This is a genomic window from Marinobacter lipolyticus, from assembly GCF_018424605.1.
Taxonomy (GTDB): domain Bacteria; phylum Pseudomonadota; class Gammaproteobacteria; order Pseudomonadales; family Oleiphilaceae; genus Marinobacter; species Marinobacter lipolyticus_B.
On record NZ_QTKT01000004.1, the window covers coordinates 297,860 to 315,866 of the forward strand.

General features: G+C 61.6%; 17 protein-coding genes. 5 read left to right on the forward strand and 12 right to left on the reverse strand.

Annotated features, from left to right (window positions below):
* Window positions 1-42 precede the first annotated feature (42 nt).
* Window positions 43-1,497 carry a hypothetical protein gene (locus DYI22_RS08250; protein ID WP_213477571.1) on the forward strand — a complete coding sequence of 485 codons (1,455 nt, stop codon included), beginning with the start codon at window positions 43-45 and terminating at the stop codon, window positions 1,495-1,497.
* A 120-nt stretch (window positions 1,498-1,617) separates the two neighbouring features.
* Here the strand turns inward: DYI22_RS08250 and DYI22_RS08255 are convergent, their stop codons facing one another.
* A complete protein-coding gene (locus tag DYI22_RS08255; protein ID WP_213477572.1) occupies window positions 1,618-3,066 on the reverse strand; it encodes a rhomboid family intramembrane serine protease in 1,449 nt (482 codons plus the stop codon).
* Window positions 3,067-3,328: 262 nt separating this feature from the next.
* On the opposite strand from DYI22_RS08255, the gene DYI22_RS08260 reads away from it, so the two are divergent.
* Entirely contained in the window at window positions 3,329-3,772 is a 444-nt protein-coding gene (locus DYI22_RS08260; protein ID WP_213477573.1) for an OmpA family protein, read from the forward strand.
* A 12-nt stretch (window positions 3,773-3,784) separates the two neighbouring features.
* On the opposite strand, the gene DYI22_RS08265 is transcribed toward DYI22_RS08260, so the two are convergent.
* From DYI22_RS08265 to DYI22_RS08285, 5 genes are all read right to left on the reverse strand, one after another.
* Entirely contained in the window at window positions 3,785-4,186 is a 402-nt protein-coding gene (locus tag DYI22_RS08265) for an MAPEG family protein (protein WP_213477574.1), read from the reverse strand.
* Between the two features lie 2 nt (window positions 4,187-4,188).
* Window positions 4,189-4,431, reverse strand: coding sequence for a GlsB/YeaQ/YmgE family stress response membrane protein (locus DYI22_RS08270; RefSeq protein ID WP_213477575.1), 243 nt, complete (start codon window positions 4,429-4,431; stop codon window positions 4,189-4,191).
* A gap of 96 nt (window positions 4,432-4,527) precedes the next feature.
* On the reverse strand, window positions 4,528-5,229 hold the full coding sequence (locus tag DYI22_RS08275; RefSeq protein ID WP_213477576.1) for a lysophospholipid acyltransferase family protein: 702 nt from the start codon (window positions 5,227-5,229) through the stop codon (window positions 4,528-4,530).
* A gap of 47 nt (window positions 5,230-5,276) precedes the next feature.
* A complete protein-coding gene (locus DYI22_RS08280; protein WP_213477577.1) occupies window positions 5,277-5,888 on the reverse strand; it encodes a class GN sortase in 612 nt (203 codons plus the stop codon).
* A complete protein-coding gene (locus DYI22_RS08285) occupies window positions 5,885-8,014 on the reverse strand; it encodes a marine proteobacterial sortase target protein (protein WP_213477578.1) in 2,130 nt (709 codons plus the stop codon). The genes DYI22_RS08280 and DYI22_RS08285 overlap by 4 nt, the downstream gene beginning before the upstream one ends.
* Window positions 8,015-8,247: 233 nt before the next feature.
* Here DYI22_RS08285 and pdsR point away from each other — a divergent pair, with 233 nt between their 5' ends.
* Both pdsR and DYI22_RS08295 read left to right on the forward strand, forming a co-directional pair.
* Complete coding sequence (pdsR, locus tag DYI22_RS08290; protein WP_213477579.1) at window positions 8,248-8,949, forward strand: proteobacterial dedicated sortase system response regulator; 702 nt, start codon at window positions 8,248-8,250, stop codon at window positions 8,947-8,949.
* 3 nt (window positions 8,950-8,952) lie between these two features.
* Window positions 8,953-10,950 carry an ATP-binding protein gene (locus DYI22_RS08295; protein WP_213477580.1) on the forward strand — a complete coding sequence of 666 codons (1,998 nt, stop codon included), beginning with the start codon at window positions 8,953-8,955 and terminating at the stop codon, window positions 10,948-10,950.
* Here DYI22_RS08295 and DYI22_RS08300 read toward each other — a convergent pair.
* Complete coding sequence (locus DYI22_RS08300; RefSeq protein WP_213477581.1) at window positions 10,941-11,717, reverse strand: ATP-binding protein; 777 nt, start codon at window positions 11,715-11,717, stop codon at window positions 10,941-10,943. The genes DYI22_RS08295 and DYI22_RS08300 overlap by 10 nt on opposite strands.
* A 155-nt stretch (window positions 11,718-11,872) precedes the next feature.
* Here DYI22_RS08300 and DYI22_RS08305 point away from each other — a divergent pair, with 155 nt between their 5' ends.
* Complete coding sequence (locus DYI22_RS08305) at window positions 11,873-14,797, forward strand: transporter substrate-binding domain-containing protein (protein ID WP_228300893.1); 2,925 nt, start codon at window positions 11,873-11,875, stop codon at window positions 14,795-14,797.
* Between the two features lie 97 nt (window positions 14,798-14,894).
* Here the strand turns inward: DYI22_RS08305 and DYI22_RS08310 are convergent, their stop codons facing one another.
* The 5 genes from DYI22_RS08310 to DYI22_RS08330 form a co-directional block, all read right to left on the reverse strand.
* Window positions 14,895-15,473 (reverse strand): outer membrane protein, encoded by a 579-nt coding sequence (locus DYI22_RS08310; protein ID WP_213477582.1) that lies wholly within the window; start codon window positions 15,471-15,473, stop codon window positions 14,895-14,897.
* Between the two features lie 207 nt (window positions 15,474-15,680).
* The gene (locus tag DYI22_RS08315) at window positions 15,681-16,163 is read right to left on the reverse strand and encodes a hypothetical protein (RefSeq protein WP_213477583.1); all 483 of its coding nucleotides are present in this window, start codon (window positions 16,161-16,163) and stop codon (window positions 15,681-15,683) included.
* Window positions 16,163-16,486: a DUF883 family protein gene (locus DYI22_RS08320; protein ID WP_213477584.1), complete on the reverse strand. Its 324-nt coding sequence runs from the start codon at window positions 16,484-16,486 to the stop codon at window positions 16,163-16,165. The genes DYI22_RS08315 and DYI22_RS08320 overlap by 1 nt, the downstream gene beginning before the upstream one ends.
* Before the next feature lie 135 nt (window positions 16,487-16,621).
* Window positions 16,622-17,500 (reverse strand): DNA ligase, encoded by an 879-nt coding sequence (locus tag DYI22_RS08325; protein ID WP_213477585.1) that lies wholly within the window; start codon window positions 17,498-17,500, stop codon window positions 16,622-16,624.
* A 32-nt stretch (window positions 17,501-17,532) separates the two neighbouring features.
* The gene (locus DYI22_RS08330) at window positions 17,533-17,979 is read right to left on the reverse strand and encodes a DUF4124 domain-containing protein (protein WP_213477586.1); all 447 of its coding nucleotides are present in this window, start codon (window positions 17,977-17,979) and stop codon (window positions 17,533-17,535) included.
* Window positions 17,980-18,007 lie beyond the last annotated feature (28 nt).

The following is an 18,007-nucleotide window of genomic DNA, read 5'->3' on the forward strand; positions in this document are numbered from 1 at the left end:
TATTGACGCCCGATTCTCTGACGGACCAGACCCAGGCTCACTGTGAAACACGATTGTCATTACCACCCCGGCGACGCCGCCAAGTGGCACTGCGGCGAATGCCAGGTGCATTACTGCACCCGCTGCATGCCCGATGCCGATAACCGCAAGCGCCACGCCCTTTGTCCCCGTTGCAGCCGCGCCATGCGCTATCTCGGCGCCGCCACCGAGGTGGTCCCGTTCTGGAACCGGCTGGGTGCCTTTTTCCGTTACCCGTTTCATACCGACCCGCTGATCGTTATCGCCATCTGCACGCTGGTGCCACTGCTGGTAAAGCCCAACATTGTCGGCATCGTGATCACGCTGGTGCTGGCGCTGGCATTGCTCAAATACACCTACGACGTCATCCGCCACACCGCCGAAGGCCATATGAAACCACCCCCGGTCTCGGCGGCGTTCACCGGCGGCGGCTTCGACATTGTTTTCCTGCAGTTGCTCGTGTTTGTGCTGATGGGCGGCCTGGTGGGCGCAGCGGCGATGATCGGCGGCGGCCTGTTGATGATGCTGGCGCTGGCCTTTGTCATCCTTGCCCTGCCGGCCAGCATCATGGTGCTGGCCATGGAGCGCTCGGTGGGTGCGGCGGTGAATCCGATGAACCTGGCCGTGCTGATCTCACGGATCGGCAGCCCCTATTTCCTGCTGTACGGTTACCTGATCCTGCTGACACTGGCCTCCGGCGCAGCCCAGGATTTCGCGGTGAATCACTTTCCCCTGTGGTTCTCCCAGCCGCTGGCGGGCTTTCTCAACAGTACCTTTACCCTGATCCTGTTTCACATGCTGGGCTACCTGCTGTTCCAGTACCAGGAAGAGCTTGGCTTTGCCAGCGACCTGCAGGACGGCGATGAGCCCGGCGAGGTTCAGCATCGGGACCGCAGCGCCCGCTTTGACGCCGACATCGACATGAACCTCAAGGACGGCAACTACGACCGGGTGCAGTCGATGCTCAAGGAAGCCCTGAAAAAAGACCCCCAGAATCCCCAGCGCCTCGGCCAGCTGTTCCAGCTGCTGAGCGCTCGCAACGACACCGCCGACCTTTACCGTTACCATCCCCGCCTGCTGGGCTGGCTGGCGGCCCGCAATGACGGCGATAGCGTTGCGACACTGCTAAACAGCCTGGAAAACGTGGAACCGGGCTTTCGCCTCGACGACCCTGAGCTGGCCGTGCTTTGCGCCCGCACCCTGTACCAGCGCGGCCACTACAAAGCGGTGCTGAAGCTTCTGCAGGATTTCCACAAGCGCTTCCCGGACAGCCAGGAACTGGCGCCGGCCTATCTGCTGGTGGCGCAAGCGCTGGCCAATGGCCTGAACCAGTGGGAAAAAGCCACGGCGTTTCTCAACTTCATCCAGAAGCGCTGTAGCAATCACCCGCTGCATGAACAGATCGACGCTTATCGGAATCAGGCAGAAAATCGCGAGCCACTGAAGGGGCCGAAGGCGTCGTTTGTGGTTCAGGAGTAAGGCACTTGGTTAGCAGGGCTTTCCAAAACACGCTGTGAATACATCCCTGTACGCTCCGCTCCGCCATCCATGGCTCCGCAGGGTTTTGGAAAGCCCTGCCAACCAAGCGCCCCGGACTTCTCAGCCAGCCTGCAACATTTGTTTGTAATGACGCGCTTTTGGCGTCATCTGGCGCTTTTCAAATTCCTCCGCCAGCAGCCGACAGGCTTCGGTGGTCAGCAGTTCATCACCGCAGCTGCGCAGGCGTTCAAACGCTTTTTCTGCGGCTTTCAGGTCGTCGTGGCGAAGGCTGGTGAACAGCACGCGGTTGTGATCCTCCGCCGCCAGCGGTGCATAACCCTCGCCCTTGCCCAGGTACTCCCGCCAGACTTCGATCAGGCGCTCTGGCTGCTTGCGGGTCAGGGTCTCGTTCATCAGTTCGCGGGTACGCTCCCGGTAAAGCGGCAAATCCGGTCGTAGTTTGGCCAGTTGATACAAATGTTCAAGCAGCACCAGGCGCTCGGGGTGCCTTTGCCAGAGCGCCTCGAACTGGCGTTGCGCCACCTCGAACTCCATGCGACCAAGGCTGCCCATGGCCTGGGCGTAGGCGGTGGTGAATCGCTCGTCCTGCTCTTCCACCTCCGGCTCGAAAAACGTGTCACGCACCTGGAACACGCTTTTGCCCAGCAGCCATACCAGCCCCGCACCGGCCACCAGCCCGCCGGCGTGAGCCATGTAGGCAATGCCGGTGGCGCCGGCAAACCAGTAATCGTAGATCTCTTTGCCCAGCCAGACCGGCAACAACGCCAGTGCTGGCGCCCGGAAATAGTTGAAGTAGACGCCGACAAAATAGAAAAAACGGATCTTCTGCAGGCCGTAGATGGCCACATACATGCCCATCAGCCCGGAAATTGACCCGGATGCGCCCACCAGTGGTATCGGGCTTCCAACGGAAAACGCGGTAAATACCAGCCCGGACAAGGCACCGCAAAGCAGGTAAGCAAGCAAATACTTACCGGGCCCCAACGCTTTCTCCACCGTAAAGCCGAGCAGGAACAGGAACACCAGGTTACCGATGATGTGACCCCAGCCCCCATGCAGGAACTGGTAGGTGATCAGGTCGGACAGTGACAGCTCCGCCGGCACCAGGCCCAGCTGATTGGCACTGAGCCGGTCCATGTAGCTGTCCTGGATGACGCCCCGCTGTTCGGCCCAACGCTGCCGGTCGGCGGGCGCCCACAACAGTTCGCGGTTCTGCTGCATGTAATGGTAGAACTCGGGGTCCATCAGCAGGCTCACCGCCACCCACACGGAATCGTCGGAAGCCCGCAATTCCTGGAAATCCTGCAGCTCCAGGATGCGTTCGGACTCGCCTTCGAAGCGGATCTGCCGTTGCAGGTAATCCTCGTAGACCGGCGCCTCCAGTTCGATGAGGCCGGACTCCAGGTAGGCCTCGATGGCGCCTTCAAGCTTGCGGCTGTCATCCCCCTGGTAGAACAGGAAAACCAGCAGGCAGGTCATGATCAGGCCCAGGGTGACCCAGGGCGGGCGGCGCCAGTTGACGGCGTTTTCAGCAGGAATAATCAGCATGGGCGGTCACAATTCATCACAATTCGTCCCTGAAAAAGTGCTTTTTACCACAGCGGGGCCAGCTTTTCGCGCTCTAATGGCTGACAGGGTGATTCGGAAAGGCCAGTGTCATACCAGCTTCACATAAATGTCATTCAATCATGACTGCCGGCAAACCGTGAATCACCCGCTATCGACCATTCGCCAATTGCCGTTGTTGCCGCCTGCGCCAATAGTAGTCGGCAACAACAAGAAACCGGATACCGGAAACAAGGAAACTGACATGACCGTACTCGTACTGGACAACCCGGAAATGCTGGCCAGAGCCGCAATAGAGGCGGGCCAGTTGCTGTCTGCGACGGCAGCAAGCGAAATCCGCAAGCCGCACCGGATGCGTTTCCACTATGGTTTCAACAAACACACTCTGGATCAGCAGGGCATGGACATCTTGCGTCAGCACGCCGCCTACCTGCGGCAACAACCGGGTGTTCGGGTGCACATCCACGGCCATGCGGACAATTTCGGGTCAGAGGACTACAACCGCTTCCTGTCCCGGCTGCGGGCCAGTGCCGCCGCCCGCGTGCTGATGGAGGAAGGCGTCAGGGAATCCCGCATCACCACCTCCGGCTGGGGCAGCGACCGGCCACTGGCGCGCCCGGAAGACCGGGCGGCGAACCGCCGCCTTGAGCTGGAATACATCACCCAGGAAATGGCCGCGGCGCTGTAGGCGCCGACGGCTCTACCCGTAGACCTGGTAAACGTTCGCCAGCAGCAGGATGGCGGCAACCAGGATTGCAAGCCAGGTCAGCACGACCCCCAGGATACGGGCCTTGTGAGGCCCGCCGCGGCCATTGATCATGCCCCAGGCGTGCAGTATCCGCCCCACCACCAGCGCCATGCCGGTCCAGTAAATCAGGCTGGCCGCCACGCCATTGAGCTCCGCCAGACCCAGCATGATCAGGCACAGCGGTGCGTACTCCACCAGGTTGGCCTGGGCACGCACGGTGGCGTGGAACTCACGATCGTCAGTCACCCCCAGACCTTTGCGGTACTTCAGCCGGAAACGCACCACCTGGAACGACAGGACCAGTAACAGTAAGCCGGTAACTGCGGCGAAGATCGCCGTGACGGGTACAATCATGGTCAGGCCTTCTTGATCGCGCTGACGATCGCCAGCAACAGCACCGCGCCCACTGTCGCGGTCACCAGTTCACCCACCGCGCCCTGGGCGGCAAGGCCGAGCAGGCGGAAGACGAAACCACCCAGGAACGACCCGACAATACCGATACCGATGTTGGCCAGTACACCAAAGCCGCGCCCCTTCATGATCAGCCCGGCCAGCCAGCCGGCGACACCACCAATAATCAGAAACAGAATCAGATTCATAACACGCATCTCCCTGCCGTTCGGACGAATAATTCAGACCCGGAAAGACTGCCCTGTTTTCCGTTCTGCTTCAAGCACATCCGAATCAGGGCCGGGTCAGGCCATGGCGGCGATGGCGGCTTCCATCTCACGACGGCAGCGCGCCATCAGTTCGGGAATGTCGTCGCTGGTAAGGTGCGCGGTCTCGATGGGCGGCAGGATCCGGATCGACACCGGCTCCCGGCGCCCGGTCCAGCCGAGGGTGCCGTCCTGATACTGGCGGGCACAGACCATGGTGATGGGGGCGCCGGAAGCAACAGCGGCATGGAAGGCGCCTTTCTTGAACTTCTGCAGGCCGAGTCCGCGGCTGCGGGTGCCCTCAGGAAACACCCACAGGCTCTTGCGATCGCGGGCGATGGCGTCGCTGGTGGCCTGCATCACCGCGATGGCCTTGTGTGAGCGGGCGCGGTTGAGAATCACGTTGCCACCGAGCCAGAACACCTGGCCGAAAAATGGCAGCCACACCAGCGACGACTTGCCCACGGTCACGGTCCGCGGCGGCAGCAGGTCCCCCATCACGAACAGGTCATCGTTGTGCTGGTGGTTGGCAATCATCACCGTGGGGCGGTCCAGCGGCACGTGTTCCCGCCCACTCAAAGGGCGCTCCATACCCAGCAGAAAACGCCCGACTCTGGCCACCGCAAACCCCAGTAACCGGTTATTGTCAGGATTGAAGGGACGGGCCAGATACAGAGCCAAGGCAAAAAAACAGATAACCGGCACACTCAGCCAGGCCAGGAATTTTCTCAGAACACCCATGCAACACGAACTCACTGATTAAATTGGCGCACAAGTGTAAGCCAAACCTACAGCCCGGCAACAGTATCGATTTGTACCTGTTCGTTACCTGCCACGGCCGCCGGCTCAGGGTCCGAGGTCGCCTCGACCACGTAGCGCAAGGGCCCGTCGGAATCGAGGCTGTCGAAGGGGTAGCAGGTCACCAGTAGCAGGGTATCGTCCGCCAGCTGGCCGGTGTCGATCTGCTCGTAACGGCTATCGACAACGCGAATCGTCTCGACCCGATAGCGATACCAGTTGCCGGAGCGCGTTTGCAGTTTCAGCTGGCTGCCGGCCTGCAGATGACGCAGCCCGGTGAAATGGGTGTCCCGGTGGCCGGCGATGATCACCGGACCGGAACCCGCGGCATTGCCCAGAACCTGTCCCGGCCCGAACGCCAGGCTCTCACCGTGGGCGCCGTCCAGCACGAGCATCGACTGGCCCAGATCCGGCAGCGCCAACCGCGCCACCGGCCAGGTGTCCGCCCATGGCCACGGCCGGGCCTCGGACTGCCGCGCCTGACTTTCTGCCCAGGCCAGTTCCAGCAACTCCTGGGCCACCAGCGCCTTGAATGGAATCCACAAGCCCACAGCCAGCACGGCGGCGAAGACCATGGTCAACAACCCCAGCAAACGGCTCATGGGAATACCCTCCTGTGCAGCATCCAGGCGGCAGCCGAGAACATCAGGCCGAGCAGTCCCAGGGCAATCAGCAGCGGCGACACCGTCGCTGTTTGGGGATACCGCAACAAGGTGTTGCTGCTTCGCGCCGGCAACAGGGTGGGTACGTGGTCGGTTTTCAGCGGCTTCGACGTTGCCCGCACCGGCGTCTGGTCCACCGCCACAAAACTGGTGAAACGGGTGACCAGCTGGTGGGCCAGCGCCAGCTCGATAACCTGCTGCTGTTGGTCGTCAACCTGGCCCGACAATCCCTGATCCATCAGGCTGTCGATCTTCTCACGCCCCCAGTGGCGGTGCAGACCGCTGCCCTGGGCGGCGCGTGACAGTTCCAGTTCGGTGCGCCAGCGTTTGCCATCCGGCATGCGACCGGACATTTCCAGGCTGCCCTGTGGGCGAACACCCCGGATCACCTGCACCAGCGGCTCGCCGGCAAACAGGTCTCCGGGCCTGGCCGGGTAGGCTTCGACATTATCCGCCGATGGCGGAACGGCCACGGCGATGTCCGTCAGTACCGGGGCCCGCATCTTGGCAAACAGATCGTCCAGTGGTCCGCTCACCCCGGCGGTGTCGCTGATCGCGGTATAGCTGCCACGCCCGTACCGGGCCGCCTCCCGCATGAAATGCATGTTCGGGGCCGAGCCGATGCCGACGGTGAACAACCGTTGATCACCCAGTTGCTGGTGGATCTGCGCGAACAGCGCATTCTCATTGCCCACCGCGCCGTCGGTAATAAACACCACCTGACGCACATGGTCGCCCGCCGCTTCACCCGTCCTGGCTTCGTCGTTCAGCGCCAGGCTCAGTGCCGGCGCCATTTCGGTACCGCCATTGGCCTCCAGCCCCTCCACGTAGCGTCGGGCCCGGGCCAGGTTGCGGCCGTTGGCGGGCACTGCCTGCATGAACAGGGCGTGGGTCTGGCTGTTGAACTGAATGACGTTAAAGCGATCCGCCGGCGACAGCGTGCCCAGCCCCCGCAACAACGAGCTGCGCGCCTGAGCGATGGGCGCGCCCGCCATGGAGCCGGACGTATCGATCACGAACACCAGTTCGCGGGGCAGGGACTGATCAGGCGTGACGCCCGGCACCAGCAGCGCCAGAAGATAATCCTCCCCCTGCCACCGCTCGTGGAACACCGCCGCAGACGGCGCCTGCCCCCGCTCCGGCGCCCAGCGCACCACCAGATCCCGGTCCATCGGCACGGTCTGCTGCTCCGGTTCGACCCACAGGCGGTTGCCGTCACGCCGACTGGTCAGTGCGTGACTGGGGCTGCTAACGAGTGCTAACGGCATGCCCGCCTGGATGTCGAGACGGATCGAGGCGCGATGGCTTCCCGCCGGCACGTCCTCCGCCAACACGGTGAACGGGCTGATGGCGTCGGCATCCGGCACCTGGCGGGTGGGGCTGGCCCAGCCGCCCTGCCATTGCCGCGGCGCATCGGTGAGCGGTGCTCCGGGCATGTACCGCGGAGTGAGCGTGGTGGGCAGACGCAGTTCGAACTCGCCAGACTGGTAGCGCACGGTCTCCTGGTAACTGAGCTCCACGGTGACGGTTTCACCCGGCGGAATATTGGCAACGTGGGTGGTAAACAGGTTGGGGCGCTGCCGATCCACCCGGGCGGCGTGTTTGCCGTCTTTTTTGGCCTCCTCGTAGCGACGTTTGGCCTCCTGCTTCTCGCGCACTTCGCCGACAATGACCCGCTCCCCCACGCGCAGGGTCATGCCATAAACGCTGGCCTTCTCCGGCAGCGGGAACACAAACACCCCTTCGCGCCAGTGCTCGCTGGCGTTGCGGAAACTCTGGGTAAGCCGGGTATCGGCCATCAGCCCGCTGATCCGGACCTGATAATCGGTGCTGAGCAGCGTGGCCTGGGCCTGTCGCTGCCCTGCGGCATCGACCAGCTCCAGCGTGCCGGCGCCCGCTTCGTCGGCTGTCGGCGGCTGCGCCGCGTCGGCGTACAGAGGGTGCACAAACAACAGCAGCAGCATTGCCAGCCACAGGGACACCCCTTCGCAGCAGCGCCTCACGCGGGTTTGGCTCAGTCGGGGTTTGCGGCATTCCAGTCGTAGCAGGGTCGTTGGTAGCATCATCGGGCATCCTTTCTTTTTCGCAGCCAATCGGGCCGGGTTATCGTGGATGCTGCTATTTCAACCTGGCGAACCGACGCGCAGGTGGCGGAATCTGGCCATCGTGCGGTAAAAAAATGATGAATTGTGGCAAACCCCGCGGTTGGCCTTGTGCTGGCCCGACAGCGTGGTTAGCCTTGTTCTGGCCTTCCAGCATGATTAAATAGAGCCTGTCATTCACCGGAACCCAGCTATCCATGAAACGACACATCGCCCTGATTGAAGACGAGCCGGCCATCCGGGAAAACTACCGGGATGCGTTCGAACGTCGCGGTTTCCGCGTCTCGGCCTACGGCGACCGCAAGACCGCCTACCAGGCGCTGCGCACCGCCCTGCCCGATCTGGCCATCATTGATGTTGGCCTGGGCGACGAGCCGGAAGGCGGATTCACCCTGTGCCAGGATTTGCGTCTGCTGTCGGCGACCGTGCCCATCATCTTCCTGACCGCACGGGACAGTGACATTGATTCGGTGCACGGCCTGCGCCTGGGAGCGGACGATTACGTCACCAAGGACATGAGCCTGGACCATTTGCTGGCGCGGGTGACCGCCCTGCTGCGCCGCGCCGATGCCTGGGCGGAAGCCCTGAAAAAACCGGACGAAGTACTTCAGCGCGGCAAGCTGACCCTGAACGTGGACCGCATGACCGCCGACTGGCAGGACCAGCCGGTGGATCTCACGGTGACCGAATTCTGGATGCTGCACGCGCTGGTCCGGCACCCCGGCCATGTGCGCAGCCGCGACCAGCTGATGGAGGCCGCCAGCACCGTGCTTGATGACAACACGGTGACCTCCCACATCAAACGCATCCGCCGTAAATTCCAGCAACTGGACAGTGCCTTTGACGGCATACAGACCGCCTACGGCATGGGCTATCGCTGGAATGCCCATGAGGTTTAGGTCTTGAACCTCAAGCGCCAGCTGTTCCTTGCCAGCCTGCTGATGCTGCTGATTCCCTGGGCCGGGCTGCAGTTCGTCCTGGAACTGGACGAAGCGTTACGCACACAGGCCGCGGAGCAGGTGCAGGAACAAGCCAGGCGCATGGCACAAACCACCGGCGATCTGCTGATCGGCACCGACGTGGTCGAGCAGGGTACGCCGGTGATCTATGCACAGCCGGTCGATCAGCCGCCACGGCTTGACGGGTACGGTGACGACTGGCCGGGGTACGATGAGGAACTGTCCCATCAGCAATGGCAGGCGCTGCCTGCGACAACGGAAAACTCGGCCCTGCGCTGGCAGGCGGTCACCGATCAGCGCCATTTGTATCTGCTGGTACGGGTGCAACGCCCGGACATCACCTACTTTGATCCCGGTTCGCCTGCCCGCCTCCATGACCGGCTGCGGCTGATCCAGCAGACGAATGGTGAGGTCTCGGAACGGCTGATCCGCACCCCCGCGCCCGGCAGCCTTTACGCCTCAATCCCCGGGCAGGACGACGAACCGGATTATCGGGTAACCGGTCGCTGGGAAACCGTGGAACAGGGTTATCAACTGGAACTGCAGCTGCCGTTACCGCCACGGGGCAGCCGTCTGGGCCTGGTGGCCGAGTGGCCGCAGGACGGCGGCTATGGTTCCGCCGGCACAGAGCTTGACCCGCCTCCGGTGGTGGTCAGGCGCCTGCCCGCCGTGGAACGGGAGCTGGCCAGCCAGTTGGCCGGCGGCCAGCATCTGCAGGTTGTGGAACCCGATGGCTGGGTGATCGCCCGGCAAACGCTGGCGAGCCGCAACCGGCGACCGGAATTCGATACCTTGAGCCCGTTGCAGGTAGTGGAACAGATCGCGCTCAACGGCCTGCGGGCGCTGGTCCGGTTTTATCAGCCCGAGCCGCAGCCCGTGGACAACACCGCCAACCTGCTGGACCCGCACACACTGCCGCAGCAGGGGTTGGTGCGCCACCGCGATGGCGAAACCCTGCTGATGGTGACGCAACCGGTGTTCAATGGCCGCACGCTGGTGCTGGAACAATCGCTGAACCAGTTATTGGCGTTGTCCGGTAACGCTCTGGGTTCGGTCATCGCGCGCAGCACGCTGCTGGTGGTGGCCTTGATGCTGATACTGCTGGGCTACGTCAGCTGGTTGTCGTGGCGGATCACCCGGCTGCAGCGGGCGGTGAGCGCCAGCGTAGATGACGACGGGCGCATCGTCGGCACCCTGCCGCCAACCCGTGCCCGCGACGAGCTCGGCCAGCTGCACCAGCATTTCGGGCAGATGGTCAATCGCCTGCACGGATACAATGATTACCTGGAAAGCTTTTCCCGCCGCCTTTCCCACGAGTTGAAAACGCCGGTGGCGGTGGTGCGGTCGTCGCTGGACAACCTGCGGCACGCCGACTCCGCCCAGGACCGGGACAGCTACATTGCGCGCGCCGCCTCGGCGACCGATCGGCTGAGCCAGATTCTCAATGGCATGAGCGAGGCGGCCAGACTGGAACAAAGCTTTGACCACGCCGAGAAAGAGCACTTCGACCTGGCGGAGGTCCTGGCTCAGGCCACCCGCGCCTATCAGGAGCTGGACCGCACGCACCGGATTAGCTATCAGGGGCCGCCCGCTGGCGCCCCGATGAATGGCTCTCCCGAGCTGATCGTGCAATTGCTGGACAAACTGGTGGATAACGCCCGCGATTTCACCCCCGCCGACGGGCGGATTCAGGTCACCCTCGCGGTCTCCGCCCGCTGGCTGGATCTGAGCGTGTTCAACGAAGGTTCGCAATTACCGGACCGTCCCGGCTCGGACATCTTCGCGCCGTTCATTTCCCACCGAAACCGGTCCCAGGATGGCCACCTCGGCCAGGGGCTGCTGATCGTGCGGCTGATCACCGAGCATCACGGCGGGCGGGTGCGGGCAGACAATGACACCGATGGTGTGCGTTTTACCGTCTCCCTGCCCCGTCAATCCTGAGCATTCGCCCCGACGTGGCGGAAAAACTGCTGGGCGGTTCGGCCATTGCGCACGCCCTTGGCGGTGGCAAACCGAACCGCCTCGCGGTGGAGTTCGGCGCGGTCGGCAACCTCCGGAAACAGCGCATCGACCGCCTGCAGATACACGTCCTGGGCGAACGGATAGAACGACAGCTGCAACCCGAACCGATCCGCCAGCGACACCTGCTCCTCGATCGCTTCGGCCGGGTGCAACTCACCGTCTCGCATCTGACTTTTCAGGTTGTCGGCCATAAACTCCGGCATCAGGTGCCGGCGATTGGAGGTCGCATAAACACGGACGTTCTCCGGCGGTAATTCCAAAGACCCTTCCAGCACGCTTTTCAACGCTTTGTAGCTGGATTCGCCGACATCAAACGACAGGTCATCGCAGAAAATCACGAAGCGGAACGGCAGCTCGCAGATGTCATCCACAATTTCCGGAAGGTTCACCAGATCGTCCTTGTCCACCTCAATCATCCGCAGGCCGCTGTCCCGATAGCGGTTCAGTAACGCCTTGATCAGCGACGACTTGCCGGTACCCCTGGCACCCCAGAGCAACGCGTTGTTGGACGGTTCGCCGGCCAGGAAGCGCTCGGTGTTGCGGGCCAGCGCCTGCTGCTGACGCTCGATACCCGTCAACGCCTGCCACTGTATCGGATCGAGCCGCCGGATGACCCGAAGACCGGATCGGTGACGGCGCCACACCGCCGCCGGTGTGGTCGCCCAATCGATGTTTGTTGCCTGCATTTTACCTCCGCGCGGTTGCTCTCTGGCTGACCGATGGTTCACCGTTGAGGAGACTTTACCCGATCCGCAGCCGTGTGACGTCCCGCTGTACAGGAAAATCCCGAACGGGGCGTCTACACTGACGATTCAGGATACCAAGGATTGCGAATAGCCCGATGAGCGCCTCCCTCCCCCAGCGCCACCGCCCAACGGATATGGGCCACACAGTATCCGCCATGGTGTTGTTGCTTCTGATGCTGGTCAGTCCACTGGTCACGGCCGAAGACGCCGATACCGTCTCCATTGGCATCGTTTCCGACAATAAACCCTACTCATCGATCAGCGGGCGGGAAGCCACCGGCTTTTCGATCGACGTGCTCCACGAGGTCGAACGCCACGCCGGGCTCAAGTTCAATTTCCGCGCCGGCAGCTGGCCGGAAATCTACAACGCCTTCCTCAATGGCGAACTCGATGCCATCGACGGTATCTCCTACAGTGAGGAACGGGCCGAAGAGATTCTGTTCACCCCGCCTTACCACGTTCGCCAGACCTACCTGATGCATGACCGCGAGCGCCCGGTTGGCGACATCGAGTCGCTGGACCAGCTCCGCCCGCTGAAAGTGGGCGTGGTCGACAACATTTACTACCGCGACCTGCTCATCGATAACGACATCGATCTGAACACCTACGATTCGCTGCCGAGCCTGATCCGTGCCCTGGCGTTTGGCTGGGTTGACGTGATAATTGGCCCGGAGCTGACACTGAACTATTACGCCAATATCGCGGGCTTCCGCTTTCTCGAGGTCGCCGGCCCGGCGCCGCTCGGCACCCTGTCTCAGGAGGATTTCCGTATCGGCGTGCTGAAGTCGAACGAGGCCCTGTTCGAACGGCTGCGCACGGGACTGCAGGCGGTGCCCAGGGCGCGCATCAATGAGCTGCTGGAGCGCTGGCAGCAATTCGGCGGCGCCCGCGTCGCCGAGCCGGAGGGTTTCGCCCTCAGCACCCTGGACCGGGTTTACGTGCAGCAACTCGGACCGATTCGCGTAGGGATCATGCGGGACTATGCACCGTTCAGTTTCGAAGATGGCGGAAGACTGCAGGGCCTGACGGTTGATGTGCTGAACCGGGTAACGGACCTCACCGGCCTGCAGGTCATCCCCATCAGCGGTCAGTGGACCGAACTGTTCGAGCTGTTCCGCCAGGGTGACATCGACGTCATGGCCAACATGTCGAGGAATGAAGAACGGCAGGCCTATACCCTGTTCACCGAACCCTACCACATCATTCCCAATGTGGCGTTTACCCGCCGGGAAGAGCTTTTTTTCCGCTCCCTGAGTGACGTGGAAGGGCTGAGTGTGGGCTTCGGTGCCGGCATTTACTACGCTGCTGCACTCAAGGAAAAGCTGGGCGACTATGCCCAGCCCTTCGCCTCCCAGCGTGCGATGTTCGAGGCCCTGGCCGACGGCACGGTGGATGTTGCTCTCGCGGCATTGCCAAATGGCAACTACTGGGTGCGGGAGCTGGGCATCACCGGCAGCCGCATTGCCGGCGAATTATCCATCGGCGACGTGGCCGGCGAAGACCTGCGCTTTGGCATCCGCCCGACCATGACGCCACTGGTGGACATATTCAATCAGGCGCTGGCCGCCATCAGCCCCACGGAAAAGCGCACCATCGAGGACCGCTGGCTGGGTGCCGCGTTTAACAATCCTGCCGACCAGCCCGGCCGCATCAACCTGACGGAACAGGAGCAGGAGTGGCTGCGTCAACGGGAACGGCAACTCACCCTGTGCGTGGATCCTGACTGGCTGCCGCTTGAAGGTATCGATGCCCAGGGTCGCCATATCGGTGTGTCGGCGGAGCTGTTCCGGCTGTTCTCAGAGCGATCAGGCATACTGTTTGACGTCTACCCGGCGGACGACTGGCAAACGGCGGTCGACGCCGCCCGTGAACGACGCTGCGACCTGTTCTCACTGGCCATGAAAACCCCCATGCGCTCACGCTACATGAGTTTCACCGATCCCTACCTGACCATTCCCAACGTGGTGATCGGGCGTATCGAGGCTCCGTTCATCGAGAACCTGCAGGATCTCAGAGGGCAACCGGTGGGCATTGTGGGCGACTACGCCTTTGCGGAATTGCTGCGGCAACGGCAACCGGCCGTTGAGCTGGTGGAAGTCGAGAATGAACACGAGGGCCTCCGGTTGCTGCAGGAGGGGGAACTGGGCGGATATGTTACAACGCTGGCCACAGCCAGCCATTATATGCAGGAACTGGGACTGGCTGACCTCAAGGTCATTGGGCGCATCCCCCTCGATTGGTCCCTGTCCGTAGCCACCCGGAATGACGAACCGGTGTTGCTGGACATCATGCAGAAGCTGGTCGCCAGCCTCACCACGGCAGAACGGAAGCGTCTCGATGACCAGTGGCGAACTCTGCAGCTGGAACAGAAAGTAGACTACGCCCTGGTGTGGCAGCTCATGCTGGTTGCCATCATCATTCTTGCGCTATTGTTTTACTGGAATCGCCAGCTGGGCCGGCTGAACCGGGAGCTGGCCGAGGCCAACGCGTCGCTGGCCCACCTGAGCGTCACCGATGACCTGACCCAACTCGGCAATCGCGCCTATTTTGATCGGGAATTGAGCCACAGCCTGCAATGGTGCCAACGCCATCAGGCCGGGTTTGCGGTGGCCATGGTGGATGCGGATCACTTCAAGCGGATCAACGATACCTTTGGTCACGAGACCGGCGACATCTGCCTGAAAGCCCTGGCGGATAGCATGCGCTCGCACTTCCGCCGGGAAACCGACCGGATCGCGCGTTTTGGCGGGGAAGAATTTGTGGTGTTCACCACCTATAAAGATGAGAGCGACATGATCGACCGGCTGGACAGTTTCCGCGAGGCGGTTGCCAACACCCGCGACGTCTGTACCGACAACGACGTAACCCTCACCATCAGTATCGGGCTGGCCATTGGTATTCCCGGAGCCGGTACGGTTCCCACGGACTTCCTTCGAATGGCGGATCAGGCGCTTTACCTTGCCAAGCAGAATGGTCGCAACCGTCTTGAGGTCAAGAAGTTTCCGCCCCGGACGGAATAATGGATAACCCAAGTTTTCGCAGGGCAGAACGCAACAGGGGCTCCGCGCGTGATGCGCCGGAGCCCCTGTTGCACTTAGTCAGGCTTCGTCAGGCTTCTTAGAACTGGAAGCGCAGACCGACACGCCCTGTGTCAAAATCCGGACCGTCGTTGGTCACCTGGCCGTTGAAATCGTCCTCGTCGATATCGACATTGTAACGATCATACTCGGCGAACGCTGTCAGATGCTGTGTCACGCGGAAATCCACACCGGCACCGACGAATGGATTCACTTCGTCGTAGGTCTCGTCTTCGTCAAACGCCTCGACATCGAATGCGGATGCGAACGCGCCGGCCTTAGCGTATACACCAAAGCTGTCGGTCAGCGGCAGACGCCCGATCAGGCCGAGACCCACACCCTTTAGCTTGCCTTCAACATCGTCCTCGCCGAAGTTGCCAAAATCGATGTAGTCCGCTTCCAGTGCAAAAAACTTGTTGAACTGATAACCGACAGACGCGCCCAGCAGGTCGTTCTCATCCTCGAATTCACCACCATGGGACTTGTACCCACCATAACTGCCGCTGATGAAGAAACCGGAACTATCGCGAGCCGTGCTGTCCTGGGCCCAGGCTGCCGGAGCAGCGAGTACAGCTGAAGTCAGAAACGTGGCACATGCAAATTTCGCTTTAACGTTCATACACTTTCATCCTCGTGAGTTCAGAAATCCATTCAAGTCAGACAGCAACCGAGAAAAGTTACGCTCAGTTACATGACTCCAGCGTACCTGTTTGAATTCACTCAGGGGGTTAAACCTCCACTAACATTCGTTCATGCAACGTTCATGTAGCTTTTCTAACGGATCAGAAAGTCAGGTTATTGAAAAACCTGAAGAAGGGTTGAGGCGTTATTCAGCGCTATCGTCCTTCGGCTCGGGAGGGGGTGTGTCCGGGGGACGTGCGTTCTCTTTCATCAGCGTCATGCCCCCCTGCAGCAAGAGGGATTTCAGGCGGGGGTCGTTCTGTTCCGCCACACCGAGTGCAAAGGCCGCCAGCGCCGCTTCCAGCGGATTTTGCTGAATCAGTTTGCGCAGCGACTCGATCAGGGACCCCGAGCCGGCCGAGGAGGTTTTGGAGGAACCGCTTTTCGACGGCGTACGAACCAGGAGATGGAAAAACAGCGCAAGAACCAGCAGGCACCCGAACCCGGCCACCGCCATCGCCGACGGTTCTCCAATGATCGGGGTCAGCGCCAGCGTGGCGGCGTTAACCAGAAAGTAAAAACCGGTAATCAGCAGCGCCGTCAGTAAAACCAGTGCCAGCATAAAGCCAAGAATGGCGGCAACGGTTTTACGGACGGCGCTCTGAATCTTCGGGGAATCAAGCATCATCAGCGATCAAGCAGGCGCCCCACCAGAATCCCGGCAAGAAACATGATCAGTATGCTGAGAAACGGCCGCTCCTCGATCTGATGCTCCACGTCATGGACCGCTTTCGAGCCGGCATCACGGGCGCGGTTCAGGGCCTCATCACTGCGCTTGCGCACGTTATCCAGTGCCTCGCGGCTTTCCCGCCGGATCTCGTCACGCAGGCTGCTGATGTTGTTCTTCTGCCCTTCACTTACGGATTTCGTGAGTTTGGCGAGATCTTCCCGCAGCAGCTGAAGATCCTCTTTCACCCGGGTGTAATCGTCCTGTGCGGATTTAGCTTCCATTTTCTGCCTCCTGTCAGTTTGACACTGCGTTTACGGCAATCCGATGATCAGAGTAATCGCTCCGCCCGGTTCGTGACGGACGGGCAAGAACCCTTTAAACGTAGCACAAGGTGGCTAAAGCGGCATGACGTTTACTTAATCGGACGTTAAAGCACCTGACGGCGGCTCGTCTGCCCGCACCCGCAGAAAACTGGCAAAGCGGGGCAACCCGGTGCTGGTATACCCGAAGTGCCGGTAAGTCACCACCGAGCCCAGAGGGGGCGGATTGAGGCGTTCTGCATCGCTCAGGCCACTGCCAAGTCGCAACCGGCGACCGTCCGCCAGCTTCACCAGTAGCGCGCCGAGGGCACCCTGATACTTGCCGTTCCCTGGCAGGTGACCCACCACAACGGCTTCGGCGTCGTCATGGCGCTTCACCTTGAGCAGAGCATCGGAGCGCCCGTGTTCATGACCGCTGGCCCCATGCCGCAGCATCAGCCCCTCGCCGCCATTGGCGACAACCTTATCCAGTTCTGCCATGAGTTCAGCGTGCCCGGACACCCGCCACTGCGGCACCACACTTACAAAGGGGGACGGCGAAGCACCAAGCAGGCTGCGCATCTGATCGATCCGCTCCGTGAAGGGGAGGTCACTGGCGGGCACATCAAACACCATGAAACGTATTTGCCGCCATTGTCTGTCGTCGGGCACCAGGCGACGGACTGCTCCGGACAACTCGTCGAACCGCCCGCGTCCCATCCAGAGCTCGCCATCCAACGGCTCGCTGGGCAGCCCCCGGGTAAACCACGGCGGCGCCCTGAACACATTGCCCTTCCGGGAGAGGAAACGAGTACCGTCCCAGTACGCCCGCACACCGTCGTATTTTTCGCTGACCCAGTATTCGTCGAGGGCGACACTCCGCTCGTAAACGCCGGCCAACGTCAGCGGCGGCGGGGCCCCGTAGCTGACAGACGCCAACAACAGTGCCGTTACGGTCAGCAGCCAGCCGGCTGGCCCGCGAAACAGAAAACCCATAGCAGATCCTTTGCTTTTGTCCGGGGCGGTGGTCAGCTACCGCAGGCTTCCGACACTTTCTGACGGTAACGCTGGCGGATTGCCTCATTCTCCGATTCGCTCACGAATACCCGCTCGCCCTTTTCGTTGAGGTTGTAGAAAGTGGAGATGCTGGCCATGTGCTTGAGGCGGGCCTGATACTTCCGGCACAACTCAGCCTGTTTCTGCGCTTCCCGGCGCTCTCGCTGCTCAACCGCCTGCCGCTCCTCGCGCTCAAGCTGCTGCTCGTTCAGAAACTCGGTCATCTTCTGATGACGCTGCTGCGCTGTCGGATCCCGCTGTGGCGGTGCTGCGTTGATCTTCACTTCGCGGGAAGAGGCCTTGGAAGGCGGACGATCGCCAAAGTGGACCTGGCCGTTGGCATCTACCCATTTGTAGACACCGGCGTGAGCAATCAGGGGGAAAAAACACAGAATCAGGGCGATTCTTACTGCTGTCATGTTGAAGTCCTTTTCGTCTACTGGTTCA